Genomic DNA, 20494 nt, shown 5'->3' on the forward strand with positions numbered 1-20494 from the left:
AATGATTTAAGGCTCATCCTTATATAGATTAAGGGTGGGCCTCGTTTTTTATAGTAGTGTGTAGAGATTCCACACTTTCGTGGGGAAATTTTCCACATTCCACGGTTTGTTCCACACTTTGGCAACCGAATGATTGATTCTTCGCTTTTGGTTAATTGTCGGATTTACAATTTATTATTCTCTTGTCGTTTTTTAGGGTGAGTTTTGGCACGGAGATTGCACCTTATACTGCGAATTTATGATGTAAGAGAAAAAAGGTTTAGGTATTTAGGTTTTTAAGGTATGAAAAAGATTGTTTACGGGGTTATTGTCGCTTTATGTGGCTTATTTATTGCCCCTGATGTAGAAGCGCAAGCCGGGATGGCCGGTAGCGCTAAGGAAACAGTGGCACAGGATAAATTTTATCCGATCGAGGTAACTGATATGCCCCAAGTATTGCGTGATGCGGTAAATACTTCCTATGAGGGATGTATGGTGAAATCAGTTGAGGTGTCAAACAATAGCACGTTTGTGAAGTATAAGGTAGTATTACTTTCCAGAAATGGTAAGATATATAAGGTTTATTTCGATGACAGAGGTCATGTCGTAAAAGAACATGCTTATTTTGAGTAAGCCTGTGAAGATATTTATTGAGTAGATTAGATTTCCAGCCGTTTTGCCTGTGAAGGTGGAGCGGTTTTTCTCCAAAATATATAGTTTCATGATATTACTATATAAATACACTGTTTACATTTTTAGTAGTATAGTCGTCCTGTTCGTGAGAATAGGACGATTTTTGTTATAAGACGCTAAATCGATTGTTAATCTCATACGCCCTCAAAACCTTTTCTAAACACCCCCTGTTTAGACTGTGATTAATAAATAAAATCTATTTGATTATGGACAAAAAATGTACTCTTATTGCTGCGGCCCTGATGGTTGCGGGCGTATTCTCGGCTAATGCTCAGTCGAGTACGACCGTTCCGGAGGCTCAGTGGAAAGCCGGTAACTATTATTATTTAAAGACAGGTTCTTCCGTTTTGTCTTTAAGTGGTGAGAAAGCCGACTCGGTAATTGTTAAAACTTTGGCGTCAGACGCTACCAAAGCCGCTATTGATTCTGCCTTGTGGCAAATCACGAATGCGGGCACGACTCCTGCTGGTCCTGTGTATCAATTCAAGAACAAGAAGACACAGGCCGTTTTGTCGTTTGCGGCTTCATCTACGGCAAAGCCTGTTATCACATCGGGCGTGAATCAGTGGACATTCTCTGACGCTGCCGGTGGTAGCGCTATTCAGGCTTATTACGGAAACAATCAAATCTTGGCGTTGGATGTAGCTGGGACAGACTTGAGTTTAGGTTCTTCTGCCTCTTCTACGAAATTTACCGTAGAGGCTCCTAGCGACGCTATGTATTTGAGCGCAAGTGAGCTGGGGGATGGTTTCCAAGTCTTTCAATTGACGTTTGGAGGAAATTATCAAGGAAATATCTTCGAGGGTAAGAACTTGATAGCGAAGAATACGGCGGCTCCCGCTACAGGCGCTATTGCGAACGCTAAATATGTGACCTTGCAAATCCAAGGTGACCAAGTATTTAGTGATGGTAAAGCAAAATACTTAGGTGTCGATACATTGAAGAATGTGATAGCCGGTGCTACCGGTGTATATGGGGCTAAGTTTACGGCTGACTCCACCTATGACGCTAGTGGCTTGCATACACTGGGTAACGCTGATTTCCAGAAATTCTATTTCACGATCAACTTGAAGAACGATGCTTTGGCTATGTATGCCGCTGCCGCTCCGACCGTGAACGCAAGTCCGATGAGCTCCGTTCCGAACGTACGTGTCGTATATGCCAGCGTGATCGAGACGAAAGCCTTGACCGTATCTGACTTGCAGTCGGGTTCTACTCAACCTGCTCAAGGAGCCGCTCCTGTTATTACCGTAACGAAGGGAACTCCTTCTACGATCGCTACAGGTACAGGCGTATACTTCTTGAAGAGCGCGAGCAAGGGCGATAAGGGCGGACAATACGCTGTCGCTTACGATAAGAGTGCCGCTTCCGATAAATTGGTAACTGCGGCAGGTTTCAAACCTTCTATTTATCAACCGAAGGGACAATGGTATATCAAGGAAAACAACGGAATGTATTCGGTTGTAGACCGTAATACGAATACGACTATTATCTCTAACGAGGAGATCTTCGCCGTTCAAGGTATGGCCAATACCTATACATTTGGGGGTAGCACCGATTCTATTACGGTGGAATATCAAGCGAATGTGGATTTAAAGGATAAATTCTTGGGTACTCGTCACTTCTCTGCGGAGGAACTCGCCGATAATGGCTATGTATTGAACTTGATCTCCGGTACTCCGGGTGTAGACGATCTGTATGCGTTTACTTCTGATTCCGTATTGATGATTAAATCCGGTGACGCAGCGAACGCAGCCGCTCTTCGTATCGTGGTTAGCCAAGATTCCGTACAGAATGTAACGGATGGTTTAGGTGCCCGTGCTTTAGGTGATACCTTGTATCATGCGACTTATATGTTGAAAGAACGTTTCAGCAATGATTTGGTTGCCAGCGAGAATGGTGGGCCGTTGAAATTATCTGATTATACCGCTCCGTTGGAATTCGTATTCAATACGGCTACGACCGGTGGTAAATACCAGATGGCTACAAGGGTAGGCGCTACCACTCAATATGTCTTTATGAACGTGAATACGGCGAACCTGATCCTTTCCGATAAGGTTAACTACTTCGACTTTGTCGCTGTAGAGGCTCCGGAGTACGCTTCTATCGACGATTCTCACAAACGTTTCGGTACGAATGGCAAGTTCTTGACGATGAATCCGCTGAATTTCTTCGCCGAAGTGAAGAACGAAGGCCAAGATATCTTGAAGTCAACTTATGAGACTGACAACTTCTCTTTGTGGGTTCAAGAAGCCGATACCGTGATCGCTGGTAAACCGTTGTATTTCATCACGACATCGATCTATACGCCGGAGACAACTACCAAAGCTGTTTCTCCTCGCTACTATATGGTATCCTTGCGGGATTCTAACGAGACATTCGTTAGCAATGGCGCTACTTACTACCGTGTAGGCTTCAGCGATAAAGCGAATATCGTTCCGTCTTTGGATAACAACGCTTTGTTTGCCTTCAAGACAACTCAGGATGGTGGTTACTTATTGGAGAACCAGAAAGAGCTGAATCGCACCGTGGCCGCGGGCGAGTTGAAGACTCCTTATGTAGGTGTGGTAAACAATGTTGTGGTAATGTCTAATGTTGGCGTTCCGTTCACGATCGAGAATGCTCCGACTCCGGTTTCCAACGAACAATTGGAAGAGGTTGCCAGCTTCACGGTAATCGCTGGCGAGGCTAGCGTTACGGTCTTGAACGCGGCAGGCAAGACGGTTACATTGTCTAACATCTTAGGTCAGACCACCGCTTCCGCTATCGCTTCTTCAGATAACTTCGTGATGCCGGCATCGAAAGGTATCGTGGTAGTTTCCGTTGATGGCGAGACCGCTCAGAAGGTAGTCGTTAAATGATGAATAACTGATAGTGGATATCAGTTTGTATACTAACACCGGGATTCCTACTGTATGGTAGGGGTCCCGGTGCTTTGTTTATAGGTAGGCCATTTGTATGGAGGGATTCTACTCCTCCAGTTTATTCTTTAGATAAGCGATCTTCTTCTCTGATTTCTCTTTCAAGGTATTCATGCTCTTGATATCGCTTAATACGGTGGCGAGGTTGAAGGTGTTGACGATCGCTTTCTTGTCGGCGTCCGCCATATATATAATGTAAGGCTTGCCTCCCGTGTATTCCACCTTGATCCGCTCTTTCTCGTTATCGTAGATGAACTTGACGGCATCGACGCAGTGCTCCCCCTTGTAGGTCACTACCTCCGTGGTGCTTCCCATATCCTTGAAGCGGTAATTCAGTCCGCCGTCGTACGGGATGGAAGCGGTCTCGGCGAATTGGCCGTCTTTCAGGCTCAGCTTGATTCCCGTATGCTCGATGGGGCGTCCGCCGTAATATACGCTGGCCAGATACATCTCGCCCTCCTCGTTCACGCCGCAACGTACGTAACAACGTTGCACGTTGCGCTCGATCGTCTGCTGTTTCCAGATATAATTGCCGATTTCCTCGTAAACGGAATCCTTCTCGAAAGCGAAGCCTTTCTTCAATCCCTCTACTTCCTCCAGCTTGATCGGGAGTAAGCTGTCGCAGAAAGCGATGTTTCGCTCCGCCTCCTTTACTTCTACTTGGCGCATAAGCGTTAATCCCTGCTTCAGTACCTTTACTTCCTTGGGATAGAGTGCCCGGATACTGTCTATCTCGTTCTTCGCCCCGAAAAACTCGTTATTCTCGTACATGGCCCGGGCCTTGTCCAAACGGGCCTGAGCCGCTTTCTCGTCTCCGTTACAGCCCGTTAAAATGGCGGCAATGAGCGTTATACAGATCGCTAACTTTTTCATATCTTTCTCGTTCAATGTATTTGATACCGCAAAAGTACATGAAATTTGATTATCTTTGCGCTCTTTATTGGATTTGGAATACATAAATATGTATATAAACGAGGAAGAGATAGTAAATCATATATCCGCGAAGCCTTTCCATTTGATATCGGAGGCGGCGGAAGAGCTAGGTGTTGAGGTATATGTAATAGGCGGATATGTGCGGGATATTTTCTTGAACCGCCCATCCAAGGATATAGATGTGGTAGCGGTTGGCAGCGGTATCGAGTTGGCCAAACGGGTGGCCAAGAAGATCGGGCGTGGTGCTTATCTTTCTGTCTTCAAGAATTTCGGGACGGCGCAGGTGAAAGCCGGCGATCTGGAGCTGGAATTCGTGGGGGCAAGGAAAGAATCCTACAGCCATGACAGCCGTAAGCCAGTCGTGGAAGATGGCACTTTGGAGGATGACCAGAACCGCCGCGATTTCACGATCAACGCTTTAGCCCTTTGCCTGAATAAGGAGCGTTACGGAGAATTGGTCGATCCCTTCGGCGGGTTGGAGGATATGGACGAGCTTACGATCCGTACGCCTCTAGACCCGGATATCACTTTCAGTGATGATCCGCTCCGGATGATGCGCGCGGTTCGTTTCGCCACTCAATTAGGTTTCTTTATCGATCCCGATACCTTCGACGCCATCATCCGTAACCGGGAGCGTATCTCCATCATCTCCAAGGAGCGTATCGTGGATGAGTTGAACAAGATCGTCCTCTCGCCAAAGCCCTCTATCGGTTTCGACTTGCTGGATAAATGCGGACTGTTGCCATTGATTTTCCCCGAGCTTTGCGCCTTGAAGGGCGTGGAGACCAAGGAGGGGATCGGGCATAAGGATAATTTCGCCCATACCTTGATGGTGCTGGATCGTTTGAGCAAGACTTCCGATAATCTATGGCTGCGTTGGAGCGCCCTCTTCCACGATATCGCCAAGCCTGCCACGAAGCGTTTCGACCCTCGCTTGGGATGGACGTTCCATAATCATAATTTTATCGGCGAACGGATGATCCCCGGTATTTTCAGGAAGATGAAACTCCCGATGAATGAGAAGATGAAGTACGTGCAGAAGATGGTAAGCCTGCATATGCGTCCGATCGCCTTGTCGGACGATGAGGTGACGGATTCGGCGATCCGCCGTCTGCTGTTCGATGCGGGAGATGATATCGACGATTTGATGAAACTGTGCGAGGCCGATATCACGAGCAAGAACCCGGAGAAGGTTCGCCGTTTCTTGAACAATTTCCGTAAGGTGCGCGAGAAGCTGGCCGATATAGAGGAAAAAGACCGTGTCCGTAACTTCCAGCCTCCGGTATCCGGCGAGGAGATCATGGAGACGTTTGGCTTGGCTCCCTCCAAGCCTGTCGGCGTGCTGAAAGAGGCGATCAAGAACGCCATCCTCGACGGCGTGATCCCGAACGAGTATGAGGCGGCTCGTCAATTCCTTATACAACGTGCGGAGAAGATGGGGCTGAAGCCGATTCTGTGATCCGGGTATAGTCACAAGGCACAGTCTTACAGTTGGCCCAGTCCCCTGTACGAAGTACTGCGGTACTTCCTAGAGGGTACTGTAGTACTTCGTGCAGAGTACTACGGTACTTCGTGCACAGTACACTGTCTAAGAATTTAATCGCTCTACCGCTTTCACGCCGTTTACCGCCTTGATCTTTTTCGTCAGCAAGTTTAACGCGGTCGTATCTCTTACCAATACGGTAAAGTTACCTTGGAATAATCCGTCTACCGAGTTGATGTTTAAGGAGCGAAGCGTGACGTTCGATTCTTTTCCGATCACGGAGGTGATGTTGGTGACGATCGCTATATCGTCCCGTCCGATCACCCGCAACGTAACCGTATAGCCATTGTCTCCCTTGCCGCTCCATTTCGCGCGGATGATCCGGTAACCGAAGCGGCTGAACATCTCTTGGGCGTTCGGGCAATCCATACGGTGGATCTTGATACCCTGCGTGGAGACGAAACCGAAAACCTCGTCGCCATAAATCGGGTTGCAGCATTTGGCGAGTTTATATTCGATACCCGTCAGGTTCTTGTCGATCACCAAGACATCCTTGTTCGTCGATATCTCCTCCACCGGAGTCATCGTCACGAATTCCTCCGCGCTACGCACCTCGGTACGCTCGTTCGTCTCCGTCTCCTTGCGGAAAGCCTCCAGATATTCGTCGATTACTTGGTTGGGATCGAGGCGTTCCTCGGCGATCTCGATGTAGAAGTCCGTGACGGTCTTGAATCCTTTCTTCTTGATATAGCGCATCATGGTTGGCTCGTCCATGTCGATCTTCCGGTTCTTGAAGCGGCGCTGCAACATCTCCTTGGCGAATTCCACGGCCTTCACGGTCTCCTCCTTCAAGGCCTGCTTGATCTTCACACGGGCCTTGGAGGTGACGACGAAGTTCAGCCAATCCCGCTTCGGGCTTTGGGCGGGCGACGTGATGACGGATACGCTATCGCCGTTGTTCAAGGTGTATTTGATCGGAACGTTCTTACCGTTCACTTTCGCCGACACGCATTTGCTTCCTAGCTTCGTGTGGATGGCAAAGGCGAAATCGAGGACCGTCGCTCCCTTGGCCAGCTTGATAAGCTCGCCGGTAGGCGTGAAGACGTAGATCTCATCCTTATATAGATCCATCTTGAAATCCTGCATCAAGTCGAGCGGATTATTCTCCTTGGCCTCCAAGGCGGCACGTACGGTATTCAAGAACTCGTCTAGCCCGCTCTCTGCTTTCACGCCCTTGTATTTCCAATGCGCCGCTAGGCCTCGCTCGGCGATCTCATCCATCCGCCTCGTACGGATCTGCACCTCTACCCATTTATTTTGCGGCCCCATAACCGTGATGTGCAAGCTCTCGTAACCATTGCTCTTCGGAATAGAGATCCAGTCCTTCATACGCTTCGGGTTGGGCTGGTACATATCGGTGACGATGGAGTAGACTTGCCAGCATTCCGAGCGTTCCTTCTCCAGCGGCGTATCCAATACGATCCGGATAGCGAAAAGATCGTAGATACCCTCGAACTCCACCTGCTGCTTTTTCAGCTTGTTATTAATGGAATGTATGGATTTGGTACGTCCCTTGATATCGAACTTGAATCCTGCCGCTGCCAGCTTCCGCTTGATCGGGGCGATGAACTCGGCGATATAAGCGTCGCGGGAGCGTTTCGTCTCATTCAGCTTCCGCTTGATGAAGTCATACTGTTTCCTGTCCGTATATTTCAAGGAAAGGTCTTCCAGCTCGCTCTTGATCGTATATAAACCCAATCGGTGGGCGAGGGGAGCGTACAAATAAGAGGCCTCGGTAGCCAGCCGGATACGATCATCCTCTTGCATCTGTTTTCCCATACGCATGAGGCAGAGGCGGTCGGCGATCATAAGCAAGATCACACGTACGTCCTCGGCAAACGAGAAAAGCAAATGATGGAAATTCTCCGAGTTGACGGCGGTGTTCCGGGCATACAAGTCGGAGGTCTTCAAGAGGCGACGGATGATCAAGGTCACGTCCGCCCCGAATTTCTGCTCCACTTCCTCTATCGTGATCGCCTTCTTCAATACCGGGCGGTATAATAGGAGGGCGATGACCGAGGTGCGTTTCAAGCCAATCTCCAAGGTGGCGATCAAGGCCGTGTCGATATTTCGCAATAAACCGTTGATACCATTCTTATCCCTGCCGTAGCAATCGAGGGCGACAACCCGCTTCATCAGCTCCTTCATCTTTCGGATATCTTCCCTCTCGAGGAAAGAGTAAAGGTTTCGTAACAGGAGCCTGTATTTGGAGAAGAACAGCTTCTTTTCCTCAGACGTAAAGAATCCAATTGTATCCATAGTTATATCATTTTTATTGCCCGGTTGAGGACAAACCGCAAAACATGCTGTAAAAATACTTTTTTCTATGGAATTTCAACATGTATCTTGCGGTTATTTTATACATTTGCGATACACATAGCGCATAAGTGCCCTGTGGTGTTACTGATGAGATTATTCACATTAAATACTATACTATGTTAAACGCAAACGATTTAGAACAGCTGAAAGCCAAAGGAATCAGCGAAAAACAGATTGAAGAGCAACTCGCTTGCTTCGTAAAAGGTTTCCCTTTCCTTGAGATAGCGGCCTCCGCTTCGGTAGAAAAAGGTATTATGGTAATATCTAAAGAGGAACAGGCTTCTTATATGGATGCTTGGGACGCTTATCTGGCTAAAAACAAGAAAATCGTAAAATTCGTACCTGCCTCCGGCGCCGCTAGCCGTATGTTTAAGAATCTGTACGAGTTCCTTTCTGCGGATTATAAGGAACCGATGAACGCTTTCGAGAAGAAATTCTTTAGCGAGATCGAGAAATTCGCTTTCTATAAGGCTTTGGACAAGAAGTGCGTGGAGAATACAGGGAAAGATATTCCTGCGTTGGTAGCCTTGGGCGAGTACAAGGAGGTGGTATCCAATTTATTGGAGCCGAAAGGCTTGAATTACGGACAGCTACCGAAAGGCTTGTTGCTTTTCCATAAATATGCCGATACGGTTCGTACGGCGATGGAGGAACATCTGGCCGAAGGCGCCATGTACGCCAAGAATAACGCCGGCGAGGTGAATATCCATTTCACGGTATCTCCGGAGCATCAGGCTTTATTCGAGCAATTGGTTGCCGATAAATCTGGCGAGTACGAGGAGAAGTTCTCTGTGAAATACGATGTCTCTTTCAGTATCCAGAAACCGAGTACCGATACGGTAGCGGCCGCTATGGATAACACGCCGTTCCGCGATAAGAATGATAAGTTATTGTTCCGCCCGGGTGGACATGGAGCCTTGATCGAGAATTTGAATGATGTAGATGCCGACGTGGTATTTATCAAGAATATAGATAACGTGGTTCCGGATAGCTTCAAATGCTCTACGGTTATCTACAAGAAGGTGATCGCCGGTGTCTTGGTAACATTGCAGGAGAAAGCCTTCAGATATCTGGAACAGATCGAGACCGGCAAATATACCCATGCTGAGGTAGAGGAGATGATCCATTTCTTGCAAGATGACTTATGTATCAAGAACCCGGATACGAAATTACTGGAAGACGCCGAGTTAATCCTGTATATCAAGAGCAAACTGCTTCGCCCGTTGCGTGTATGCGGTATGGTGAAGAATGTCGGCGAACCGGGCGGTGGTCCGTTCTTGGCTGAGAATCCGGATGGTACGGTTTCCTTGCAGGTGCTTGAAAGCTCCCAGATCGATATGAGCGATCCGGCTAAGAAGGCGATGTTTGAGCAAGGTACTCACTTCAATCCAGTAGATTTAGTTTGTGCCGTTAAGAATTATAAGGGAGAGAAATATAACTTGCCGGATTACGTGGATAAGAATACGGGCTTCATCTCTTATAAGAGCAAGGATGGTCGCGAATTGAAAGCGCTGGAATTGCCGGGCTTGTGGAACGGTGCCATGAGCGACTGGAACACGGTATTCGTAGAAGTTCCTATCGAGACATTCAACCCCGTGAAGACGGTGAACGACCTGTTACGCCCCGAACATCAATAAATACCCAGTTGTAGAGACGGGGCGTGCCCCGTCCCTACAACTAGATCCTTATATTTTCGGTAATTCCCACGGTGCCCTGTATTCCTTGCACAATAGTTTATCCGCCTCCGTATCATGGAAACTCTTTCCATCCCACGATAATTTCTTACCCGTGCGATAGGCTATATTCCCTAATTGGGAGAACTTGGCGATATGCGCCCCGATCTCTACGCTGGCATTGCAATTCCGGTTCCGGCTCTTGATACATTCCAAATGATTCTTCGCATGCAAATTCAAGCCACCCTCTCCGTATGACTTCTTCAAGGGAACAGCCTCCATGCGGGCCTGTCCGTTTACCTTTTCCGGAATAACCTCCCAGCCGCCACGATCGATCACCAAGGTACCGTTCTCGCCAACGAATCCTAGGCCATGATTCCGTCCGTAGGCCCCGTCGTCAATGCCGATCGCATGATCCCACATAACGGTGAAGTCCTTGAATGTATAGATGGTTTGCAATAAGTCCGGGGTCTCGCAAGCATCATCCGGATAACCGAACTTGCCTCCGGATGCCATGATGGATTCCGGTGCGGTAACGTTCATGCCATATAATGCGTAGTCTAACAGGTGAACACCCCAGTCAGTCATCAAACCTCCCGCATAATCCCAGAACCAACGGAACGTGAAATGAAAACGGTTCCGGTTGAATGGGCGTCGTGGTGCCGGCCCTAGCCACATATCATAATCAACACCTGCAGGAACCGCCTCATCCGGCTTTACGGGGATGGAAGGGCACCAACCCTGATAAGAGAAGACACGTACCGTACGGATCTTCCCTAGCTGTCCTCCATGTACGAACGCCATGGCATCTTGCCAATGCGGATCGCTTCGTTGCCATTGTCCCACTTGTACAACCCGATTGTATTTCTGGGCCGCACGTACCATTATATTACATTCCTCGATGCTGTTGCCCAGCGGTTTCTCACAATATACGTCTTTTCCCACTTGGCAAGCGGATACCATTTGCAGACAGTGCCAATGATCGGGAGTTCCTACGATTACGAGATCGATATCCTTATTATCTATCAATTTACGCCAGTCTTTATACAAATGCTTCACTTTCTTCCCGGTGATCTTCTCGGTCTCTGCCGCCCGGTTGTTTAATACGTTCTCATCGATATCCGACAAGGCGATACACTCTACTTCCGGATTACGAAGGAAAGCTTTCAAGTCTTCGAATCCCATGCCGTTACATCCGATAAGCCCAACGCCTATCTTATCGTTTGCGCCCACACCGGCATTCCCAGCTTTAATGAAAAAAGGACTGATGGAAAGTCCGGCACCGATCAAGGCGGTCTGCCGGAGAAAATCTCTTCGTGTTGTCATATGGTCTATACAGATTTAAGTATACGCGATATTAGTAGTATTTTATGACAATCGCAAATATATAAACCTCATTCTCTTGGAATCTCGTCATTTCCGTAGGTGTGAGAAAAGGGCATTGTAAAAAAAGTTATTAAAATATATAGGAATACTACGTATCGCATAATAGATTACCTTTGTTCCCCGTTATAGGTACTTGAAAGAGACCTATATGAATAATAGGGAGGTGTGATCCTTTTTCAATATGAATTATAAAGATTTTGAAGTATGAAGGTACAAAGTTTTGTTTTATGCTTTTTATTGACGCTACTCTCCGTCTCTTGTATCCGGGAGGAGGCGCCCAATGCGGAAGCGGATATCTTATCGTGTACGGTAGATGGCGATATATTGAAAGCCGAGCCGGAGATCGACAACGAGTCCGTGACGCTGACCGTGAAAAGTGACGCCGATATTACAAACCTAGCCCCGGTATTCACCTTGACTCCCGGCGCTACTATCAAGCCTGCTAGTGGCACCGCTTTTGATTTTACGACCCCGAGAACCTATACGGTTACTTCCGAGGATGGCCACTGGACGAAGACCTATACGGTACGTTGCATCGTCTCTGGTGTGAGCACGGAATATCATTTCGAGCATATAACGATGGAGCCGAAGAATGAACGTTATCAGATATTCTATGATTTCACGTCGAATGGAGATTCCGTGACATGGGCGAGTGGTAACGCCGGTTTTGGCTTGACGGGTGTACCCAAGACTCCGTTGGATTATCCCACCATGCAAGACGATAACGGATATGTCGGTAAATGCGCTAAGTTGGTGACCCGCAGCACGGGTAGTTTCGGTAGCGGATTCGGTATGCCTATCGCCGCGGGAAATCTTTTTATCGGTACGTTTGATTTGCTGAATGCTATTCCGGACGCAAGGAAAGGCACGAGATTGGGACGTCCTTTCGATCATGTGCCGACTTACTTGAGTGGTTATTATAAATATAAAGCGGGAGAGTCGTATAAAGTGAATGGCGAGGAGGTAAAAGGTAAGAAAGACCAATGTGATATCTACGCCATCTTCTATGAGACGGATGAGAATGTGAAATATTTGGATGGTTTCAACGGGCTGACAAGCCCGAACCTGATATCCGTTGCCCGGATCAGCGATCAGAAAGAGACGGATGAGTGGACGCGTTTCTATATCCCGTTCGTGGCTAAGCCCGGTAAGGTGATCGATAAGGATAAGCTGGCGAAAGGTGGTTATCAGTTATCCATAGTCTTCTCTTCGAGTTTGAAAGGTGATGTCTTCGAGGGAGCGGAAGGTAGCACGCTTTGGATCGATGAGGTTGAGATAATCCAGTCCGGTGAGAACTAAAAAAACAGAGGATATGAAAAGATATATAGTATTAATAGGTATACTGTGCCTGTCGGGTGTCGTTACGTTGAAGGCGCAGCAGGAAAGAAACCAAGGAATAATCTGGTCTTCCCTAAGGGGATTGGAATATACGGTAAAGGCTGGTATCAATATCGGCGGAACCGCTCCGGTGCCATTGCCTCGTGAGATTCGTGCGATAGATAGTTACCGTCCTACGCTTTGTGTCTCCATAGAGGGCGATATCAAGAAATGGTTCGGCGAGAGCAAGGAATGGGGTATGATGATCGGTCTCCGTCTGGAGAATAAAGGTATGGAGACAAAAGCGACGGTTAAGAATTACAGCATGGAGATCATTGGTTCCGGTGGCGAGAAGCTGAAAGGAAACTGGACCGGCGGCGTGCAGACGAAAGTGGAGAACACTTATTTCTCGATACCGGTCGTGGCTCTTTACCAATTGAATAACCGGGTGAGTTTCTCGGCGGGACCATTTGTCTCGTTCGCTACAAACCGGAATTTCTCCGGCTACGTATACGACGGATATCTGCGTGAGATCAATCCTACCGGTACGAAGGTGGAGTTTTCCGGCGACAACCGTGCTTCCTATGATTTCTCGGATAACTTAAGAAAGTTTCAGTGGGGAGCGCAGATCGGTACAGAATGGAAAGCGTTTAAGCACCTTATCGTATACGCTGACTTGACATGGGGATTGAACGATATCTTCCAAAAGGATTTCGATACGATTACCTTCGGGATGTATCCGATCTATCTGAACGTAGGCTTCGGATATGCGTTTTAGGAATTGATATGAATCAAAATAAGGCTATCCCGGACAAGGATAGCCTTTTTTATTAAAAGATTATTATGGAAATAAATTATTTTTTATAACTTTGGGGCAATAATTCTCAGACCAAGTTACATTTTATCTTATATTATTAACAAAATTACCATGAAAGAAAACACTAAGAAGGGCGTAAGCCGTAGAGAGTTTTTGGGTCTTTCCGCACTAGGATTGGCTAGTTTAACAATTCTTCCCAGTTGGGCCATTGATGGAGTCCGTATCGCCCCGAGCGATCGAGTCGTTTTAGGTTTTATCGGCCTAGGTCAGCAAGCATTATCAGACTTTAAAGGATTTGCCGCATGTCCGGGCGTACAGGTTGCCGCATGTTGTGACGTGGACACGATGAAAACAGAGCGTTTCAGAAGACGTGTCGCTGAATGGCAAGCCTCAAAGGGAATGAACCAACGTTGTGATCAATATGAGTTTTACGAGGATTTGCTGGAGCGTAAGGATATCGACGCTATCGAGGTCGCTACTCCGGACCACTGGCATGCCTTGGCTACCATTCATTCTTGTCAATCTGGAAAAGACGTATATTGTCAGAAACCGTTGGCTTATACGATCGCTGAAGGTTTGGCTATGGTAAAAGCCGTACGTAATAATAAACGTGTGCTTCAAGTAGGTAGCCAGCAACGTTCCAGCAGAGAGTTCCAAGCTGCGATCGATATGGTTCAGAATGGAGCCATCGGTCATATAGAGAAAATATATGCACGTGTAGGTGAGCCTCCTACGCCGCTGAGCTTGCCGGAAATGCCGGTTCCCGCTAATTTGAACTTCAATCAGTGGATGGGTCCGTTGAACGATCCGAAGATCCATTATCATCCCGATTTATGTCCTCCTATTTCTCTGGATCCGGAAGAGAACGAGAAACTATGGGGTGCATGGCGTTGGTATCAAGAGACCGGTAATGGCTATACTGCTGACTGGGGCGCTCATATGTTCGATATTGCCCAAGCCGCTATCGGTATGGATGGCTCTGGTCCGGTAGAGTTTACACCTAAGGGATACAATGGCACGCAATATTCAACCATGCGCTATGCGAATGGTATCGTAATGACTGAACAACCTTATTTGGAGGATAATCCGGATGCGCAGGGTATTAAGTTTGTTGGTGATAACGGTTGGATCGAGGTAGCTCGTGGCTATATCAACTGCTCTGATCAGTCTAAGATCCCCGCCGACTTGAAGAATTTGATCGAGAAGCGCCCGAGAATGATGACTCCGGAAGAGCGTAAGAAGATGTATGAGGAATATATGAAGAAGCTGAAAGACAGCAAAAAGAAGGGTAACGATGCTGGCAATTATGAGACTAGCGCTCCGCATATGCAGAACTTCATCGACTGCGTTCGTTCACGTGAGAATCCGATCGCACCGGTTGAGGTAGGTTGCAGTACGAATACGCTTTGCTGTTTACAGAATATTGCCCGTGAGCTAGGCCGTCCGGTTAAATGGAACCCGGCTACATTAAGCTTCGGTAATGATAAGGAGGCGGCTTCCCACCGTTTGTACTGGTATCAATATCGCAACCCGTATTCATTGCCTTATTTCTGTAAATAAGCCTATTTAAATAGAATGATGTTATGAGTAACAGACGGGATTTCTTAAAAAATATCTCTCTCTTTGCCGCTGGTGGATTGCTGGCTGGTAAAGCCGGTTCCGTAAATGCGGCGAACGCTGCGTTGGGAGTTGTGGATGAGGTCCATGCCGGCAATGAGATTGGCTTGCAGATCTATTCTTTATCCCAAGAATTATATAAAGGCGACGTGGCCGCTAATCTTCGGAAGGTGAAGGATATGGGATACTCCAAGCTGGAGTTGGCGGGTTATGGTAAAGGCGCTATCGGAGGTGTTCCTATGATGGACTTCAAGAAAATGGCGGAAGACGCAGGCTTGAAGATCATTAGCTCGCACGTGAATCCAGTCGACGCATCTATCTCTGACCCTTTTAAGGCTATGATTTTCAAATACTCGAAGGAGGTTACCCCAAAGATCATGGAGTATTGGAAAGCTACGGCTGCCGATCATGCGAAACTAGGCTGTAAATATTTGATCCAGCCGATGATGCCGACGATTACTACGCACGATGAGGCTAAACTTGTTTGCGATATTTTCAATCAGGCCTCGGATGTTATCAAGGCGGAGGGTATCGCCACTGGTTTTGGCTATCATAATCATAATATGGAGTTCAATCGTGTCGCAACGAAAGAGCAACAGGAGAAGGTGAAAGGAAATCCTTTCGCCGCTTTCATGAAAGTCGGAGACCAGATTTATGACTTGATGCTGAAAGATACGGACCCGAGCAAGGTTTACTTCGAGATGGATGTTTATTGGACTGTCATGGGACAAAACGATCCTGTCGAGTATATGCAGAAACATCCGGATCGTATCAAGGTATTACATATCAAGGATCGTGCCGTATTCGGCCAAAGTGGTATGATGAACTTTGAGATGATATTCAAGCAAATGTACGCGAACGGAATCAAAGACTATTTTGTAGAGTTGGAGCAAATGCCGGACGGACGTACTCAATTTGCGGGTGTGAAGGATTGTGCCGACTATTTGATCAAGGCTCCTTTTGTAAAATGAAGTAACAATCGATAGATCGTAAGCCTCGGGGTCAATAGACTCCGGGGCTTTTTTATTAGATGAAAGGCAACATAAACGGGTCTATTTTGTTTTTATAAAAAGAAGTTTATATCGCAAAAATAAAGGAAAGGATGAGTTCTAGGATAAGGAAGATATTGAAACATACGGTGATCGCTGTTTTATCGCTGGCTGTATTGTTCCTAGTTTTGAATCTTTTCCTGACAGGTCGTTTGGAGCGGTACCTGAAAAGAGAACTGATAGAGCGTACGGCGAATGCTACGGATGGTTTTTATCGTCTTTCTTTCGATAAGCTTTCTATTAGCTTCTTCAAGGGAGAGCTAAGGTTAGAGGGTATTTCATTGGAGCCGGACTCTAAGGTTTTTGAACATTGGGCCGCCTTGGATAGCTTGCCCGATACCTATGTAAGTACCCGGATTGAGGTGATAGATTTTAAGGGAATTAATTTGGTATGGCGATGGAATTACCGGCAACTCCATTTCAATACCTTTGAGATCCGCTCGCCGGAGGTTCGTGTATACGGCTCTTCCGGATCAAACCCGTTAGTTTCCGGACTGGCGGCAGATACGGTAGAGCATGCCGAATCGAAGACCTTGTACGAGGTGATCTCTCCATACATAGATGCCCTGAGCGTAAAGACCTTGAACTTGGAAAATGCCAGTATCTCTTATAATGTGGAAAACCAAGTCTCGCCGATTATCTATACGTTGAATAACGTAAGTTTCCATGCGTATGGTTTTATGTTGGATTCTACCTCTTCACGGAGCGGGAAGCTGTTGTATTGCGATAACTTCGATTTTGTCACGAACCAGCCGCAAACCTTGTTGGTAAATAATGATTTTAGGTTGGAGACGGATAGTATATGCCTCAGTACCCAAGATTCCATTATCTATATCCAAAAAATCCAATTGCTTCCGCAAGAATTATTGTGGGGGGAGACCAATCGGAAACCTACGAATTATCTGGAAGGGAAAGTGCAAACCGTAGAGATACAAGGGATTCACTTTAGACGGGAAGAAGCCTTGAACTATTTGTCCGCCCGTAATTTTGAGATACAATCTTCGGATATTAAGGTGTATGACTTAACTCGGGAGAAGAAGCAGGCGAATGCCGATGCGGATTCTTTGGTGCAAGCCTTATCGTTATATGATGTGATCTCTCCAGTACTACATAGTATATCCGTGGATCAAATACGAATAGAGCGAACCGCACTTCACTATTCCTTAGCCTTGAAAGGGCAGATAGAGGACTTCTCGATCCCTGAGTTTAATTTCCATGCGGAAGGTCTTCTGATCGACTCCTTGGTAGCTCCGGGCGAGGAACTGAATTATTTTCGTTCCATTGCGTTTGAGGCGAATGATATACAAGGGATCATGAGGGCTCGTAATCATCGGTTCGATATCAAGCGTTTGGCGATGAATACGGCCTTAGGCTCGTTTCATATAGATAGCATGCGACTACGTCCGTTGTCGGTCCGCTCCCGTAATGATTATTTGTCGGGAAGTATCGATACGATCCGGATAGACGGGTTGGCGTACGACAAAGGTATTAGTGCGGATTTACTGATGATTCGGTCGCCTCGCTTGGTTTATTATAAAACGCCTTCTGTTGAATCTCCGGATAAAGGAAAAAGCGCATCTGTAAATAGCCGTGTGGATGTGGAAAGTTTGTTAAATCCTTTCCTTCGGTATCTTTCCATCCGTAAAATCCAGATTCGGAACGCAAATGTGACATTGGAGGATCGTGAGATAAATGATACGACTCGGTACCGACTCAACGGCCTCAATTTCTTTGCCACGAATTTCTTGGTGGATGAGCAAACGAACCGGAGTGGGCAATTGTTTTTCAAGTATGATCATTTTGGTCTTAGTTTCCGGGATTTCGATAACTACTTACCGGGAAAGGATCTGCGTGTGACTATAAGAAAAGGTTCGCTATCCACCGTAAACGGCTCTTTCCGTCTACAGGATGTGACCCTGGCCGCTAAAAAGGACTCGATACGTTTTTCAACCCCATTGATTTCTTTGACGGGATTCCGGATTCCCAAGAATAGCATCTATCAGATCGGGTTTGACCGATTTGATTTATCCGATGGTGATTTTTCTATGTCTTGGGGATCGGATACGACAATATTGCGGACTGAGAGCCAAAAGGATATCCAATTGGCTTTGGAGAATGTGTTTGTGGATTTGAAGAAGAAGACGTTTCAATTAGGTGATCTTCAGCTACAGACGAAGGATATCGATATACCGTTGGATAACGGCTTCTACCGGTTGAAGATCGGGAATCTGGATTTGAGAAAGTTAGGTTTGAGGTTGGATCACGTACATTTAGTCTCGCCTTATTCTAAAATGGAATTCGCTTATAAACAGCCTAAGCATCAAGATTGGTTTGACGTGAAGGTTGGGAACGTAAGATTGAACGACGTGGATATTCCCGGATATTTCTCAACCAAGGAATTACGTGTGGGGGGACTCTGGATAAACGATGTCTTACTACAAAACTTAAAGAACCGGAAGATCCCGGTGGAGCCTCATATCGTTCCGATGATTTATGAAGGTTTACAAAAGGCTCCGGTCCGTTTCAAGATAGATACCGCTTCCGTTGCCAATTTCTCCGTGGTTTATGAGGAATTACCCGTTAAAGGTGATAAGCCCGGTAAGCTTTATTTTACCGATATGAATGGCCAATTTTCAGGTTTGACCAATATCGTTTCCTATCCGGAGCAATTCATCAGATTGCATGCGGACGGGAACCTGATGGGATCGGGGCATTTTACGGCTACATGGCAACTCCCGGTAGATTCATTATACGACCGCTTTCTATTGGATGCCCGTTTGGATAGCCTAGACCTGCTTTCCTTGAATGAGATCGTAAAACCTCTGGCGCCGGCGGAAGTAGTGAGCGGTTGGGCACAGGATGTGGTCTTTCATATGGATGCCTCAAGCCAGAAAGGACGGATACGGTTAGACTTCCCGTACCGGAAATTGAAAGTGGCTTTATTGAAAGAGAAAGACGGAGAGACCACACAAAAAGGTTTCTTGTCGAGATTGGCGAACTTAGTTCTACGGGATAATAATCCGGCTCATCCGGAGCGAAAAGATAGTAAATTGCGTAAGGTCGATATGGAAATTGTGCGAGATCCCTATCATTCCACGTTTAACTATCTATGGCAGATGCTAAGACCAGCCTTGGTGGAATCAGTCGGAGTCTCGAAAAAAGAACAGGATGCGGCCTTGAAAGTGGCAGGTTTCTTCACGAAGGTAAAGCGCTTTTTCGGTCTCGATAAAAAGAAGGATAAGCGGGAGGAGATTGATACAAATAATAAGGAAATAGAACCTTTAAAAGAATAAATAATGGAATATACAGTAAATCACTATCCGGAGAAACATCGTTTCGAGGTAGTAGAAGACGGCTTGACAGCCTATGTGGAATATCGTTTAAGAGGAGATGCCTTGGACATTATCCATACCATTGTCCCAAAAAACTTGGAAGGGCGTGGGATTGCGGCGACTCTTGTTGAAACAGCTTATAAATACGCAAAGGAACAGGGGTTGCGCCCTTTGGCTACCTGTTCCTATGCGGTTGTGTGGTTAAAACGCCATCCGGAGTTTTAATCCTTGATCGTAATACCTAACATTCTAGCGATGTCCAGTGCTTGTAAGGAGGTTACGGTAGCACCTTTCAACTCTCCTCCGGGAATCGAGCCAATACGTATACCGGCGATCTCGGAGGAAGTAAGATCGATCCCTTTCAAAGAGGTCCGGTGAAACTCGGCCTCTACTAAATTACAATGTTCGAATTCTACGTTCGTGAATTGGCAATTGTCCAATCCGCCTCCTCGTAAAAAGCATTGATTAAAAGATACGTTCCGGAGTTTGCTCATGGAGAAGATTACATAATCTCCTTTGCAATCCCGGATGGTAGTATGATTAAAGATTGATTCGGAGAAATTCGTTCCGGTAAGTTTACACCCAATGAACTCTACCCGGTAAAAGCCACATCCGGATAAATTTATATTTGATAGGTCACAGTTCTTAAATACCACATCGCTAAACTGAGATTTACGATAATTGCAAGCAATGAAACCACAATTGGTGAATAAGCAGGAATTAACGGATAGGTTCTGTTTAGATACGTCCTCGACGCATAATCCATTGAAAGAACATTCTGTAAAATCATCCTTTTGTCTGGATATACAATCCATCCAGTCCACATCCTCCCGTAAGTTTTTTACCAATCTAGGCGCTGTTATTTTCAACATGTTATTGTTTCCTATTTTAATTTAGATGGTAAAGATAACGGAT

14 protein-coding genes are annotated in these 20494 nt (G+C 46.5%); 10 read left to right on the forward strand and 4 right to left on the reverse strand.

The window, feature by feature from the left end:
* Positions 1–282: 282 nt before the first annotated feature.
* Positions 283–612 carry a hypothetical protein gene (locus DWX33_RS03860; protein ID WP_005854481.1) on the forward strand — a complete coding sequence of 110 codons (330 nt, stop codon included), beginning with the start codon at positions 283–285 and terminating at the stop codon, positions 610–612.
* A 266-nt stretch (positions 613–878) separates the two neighbouring features.
* Positions 879–3533 carry a DUF6383 domain-containing protein gene (locus tag DWX33_RS03865; RefSeq protein ID WP_122379878.1) on the forward strand — a complete coding sequence of 885 codons (2655 nt, stop codon included), beginning with the start codon at positions 879–881 and terminating at the stop codon, positions 3531–3533.
* 108 nt (positions 3534–3641) lie between these two features.
* On the opposite strand, the gene DWX33_RS03870 is transcribed toward DWX33_RS03865, so the two are convergent.
* Positions 3642–4466 carry a hypothetical protein gene (locus DWX33_RS03870; protein WP_011966674.1) on the reverse strand — a complete coding sequence of 275 codons (825 nt, stop codon included), beginning with the start codon at positions 4464–4466 and terminating at the stop codon, positions 3642–3644.
* An 88-nt stretch (positions 4467–4554) separates the two neighbouring features.
* Between DWX33_RS03870 and DWX33_RS03875 the strand changes: the two genes are divergently transcribed.
* On the forward strand, positions 4555–5985 hold the full coding sequence (locus DWX33_RS03875) for a CCA tRNA nucleotidyltransferase (RefSeq protein WP_008780064.1): 1431 nt from the start codon (positions 4555–4557) through the stop codon (positions 5983–5985).
* A 129-nt stretch (positions 5986–6114) separates the two neighbouring features.
* On the opposite strand, the gene DWX33_RS03880 is transcribed toward DWX33_RS03875, so the two are convergent.
* Positions 6115–8328, reverse strand: coding sequence for a bifunctional (p)ppGpp synthetase/guanosine-3',5'-bis(diphosphate) 3'-pyrophosphohydrolase (locus tag DWX33_RS03880; protein ID WP_008780065.1), 2214 nt, complete (start codon positions 8326–8328; stop codon positions 6115–6117).
* 176 nt (positions 8329–8504) lie between these two features.
* Between DWX33_RS03880 and DWX33_RS03885 the strand changes: the two genes are divergently transcribed.
* The gene (locus tag DWX33_RS03885; protein WP_008780066.1) at positions 8505–10025 is read left to right on the forward strand and encodes a DUF4301 family protein; all 1521 of its coding nucleotides are present in this window, start codon (positions 8505–8507) and stop codon (positions 10023–10025) included.
* A 48-nt stretch (positions 10026–10073) separates the two neighbouring features.
* Here DWX33_RS03885 and DWX33_RS03890 read toward each other — a convergent pair whose 3' ends face one another.
* Complete coding sequence (locus DWX33_RS03890; RefSeq protein ID WP_122379879.1) at positions 10074–11387, reverse strand: Gfo/Idh/MocA family protein; 1314 nt, start codon at positions 11385–11387, stop codon at positions 10074–10076.
* Positions 11388–11651: 264 nt separating this feature from the next.
* Here DWX33_RS03890 and DWX33_RS03895 point away from each other — a divergent pair, with 264 nt between their 5' ends.
* From DWX33_RS03895 to DWX33_RS03920, 6 genes are all read left to right on the forward strand, one after another.
* Positions 11652–12746 carry a PCMD domain-containing protein gene (locus DWX33_RS03895; protein WP_009275752.1) on the forward strand — a complete coding sequence of 365 codons (1095 nt, stop codon included), beginning with the start codon at positions 11652–11654 and terminating at the stop codon, positions 12744–12746.
* Positions 12747–12759: 13 nt separating this feature from the next.
* On the forward strand, positions 12760–13542 hold the full coding sequence (locus DWX33_RS03900) for a porin family protein (protein ID WP_005864412.1): 783 nt from the start codon (positions 12760–12762) through the stop codon (positions 13540–13542).
* Between the two features lie 150 nt (positions 13543–13692).
* Positions 13693–15141, forward strand: a complete 1449-nt coding sequence (locus DWX33_RS03905) for a Gfo/Idh/MocA family protein (protein WP_011966672.1) — start codon at positions 13693–13695, stop codon at positions 15139–15141.
* 23 nt (positions 15142–15164) lie between these two features.
* Positions 15165–16169, forward strand: a complete 1005-nt coding sequence (locus tag DWX33_RS03910) for a sugar phosphate isomerase/epimerase (protein ID WP_122379880.1) — start codon at positions 15165–15167, stop codon at positions 16167–16169.
* 131 nt (positions 16170–16300) lie between these two features.
* The gene (locus DWX33_RS03915; RefSeq protein ID WP_122379881.1) at positions 16301–19540 is read left to right on the forward strand and encodes a hypothetical protein; all 3240 of its coding nucleotides are present in this window, start codon (positions 16301–16303) and stop codon (positions 19538–19540) included.
* A gap of 3 nt (positions 19541–19543) precedes the next feature.
* A complete protein-coding gene (locus DWX33_RS03920; protein WP_005864416.1) occupies positions 19544–19804 on the forward strand; it encodes a GNAT family N-acetyltransferase in 261 nt (86 codons plus the stop codon).
* On the opposite strand, the gene DWX33_RS03925 is transcribed toward DWX33_RS03920, so the two are convergent.
* Entirely contained in the window at positions 19801–20451 is a 651-nt protein-coding gene (locus DWX33_RS03925; RefSeq protein ID WP_057326945.1) for a pentapeptide repeat-containing protein, read from the reverse strand. The genes DWX33_RS03920 and DWX33_RS03925 overlap by 4 nt on opposite strands.
* Between the last annotated feature and the right edge of the window lie 43 nt (positions 20452–20494).

It is taken from the genome of Parabacteroides sp. AF19-14 (genome assembly GCF_003635485.1).
In the GTDB taxonomy this organism is placed as follows: Bacteria; Bacteroidota; Bacteroidia; order Bacteroidales; family Tannerellaceae; genus Parabacteroides; species Parabacteroides distasonis.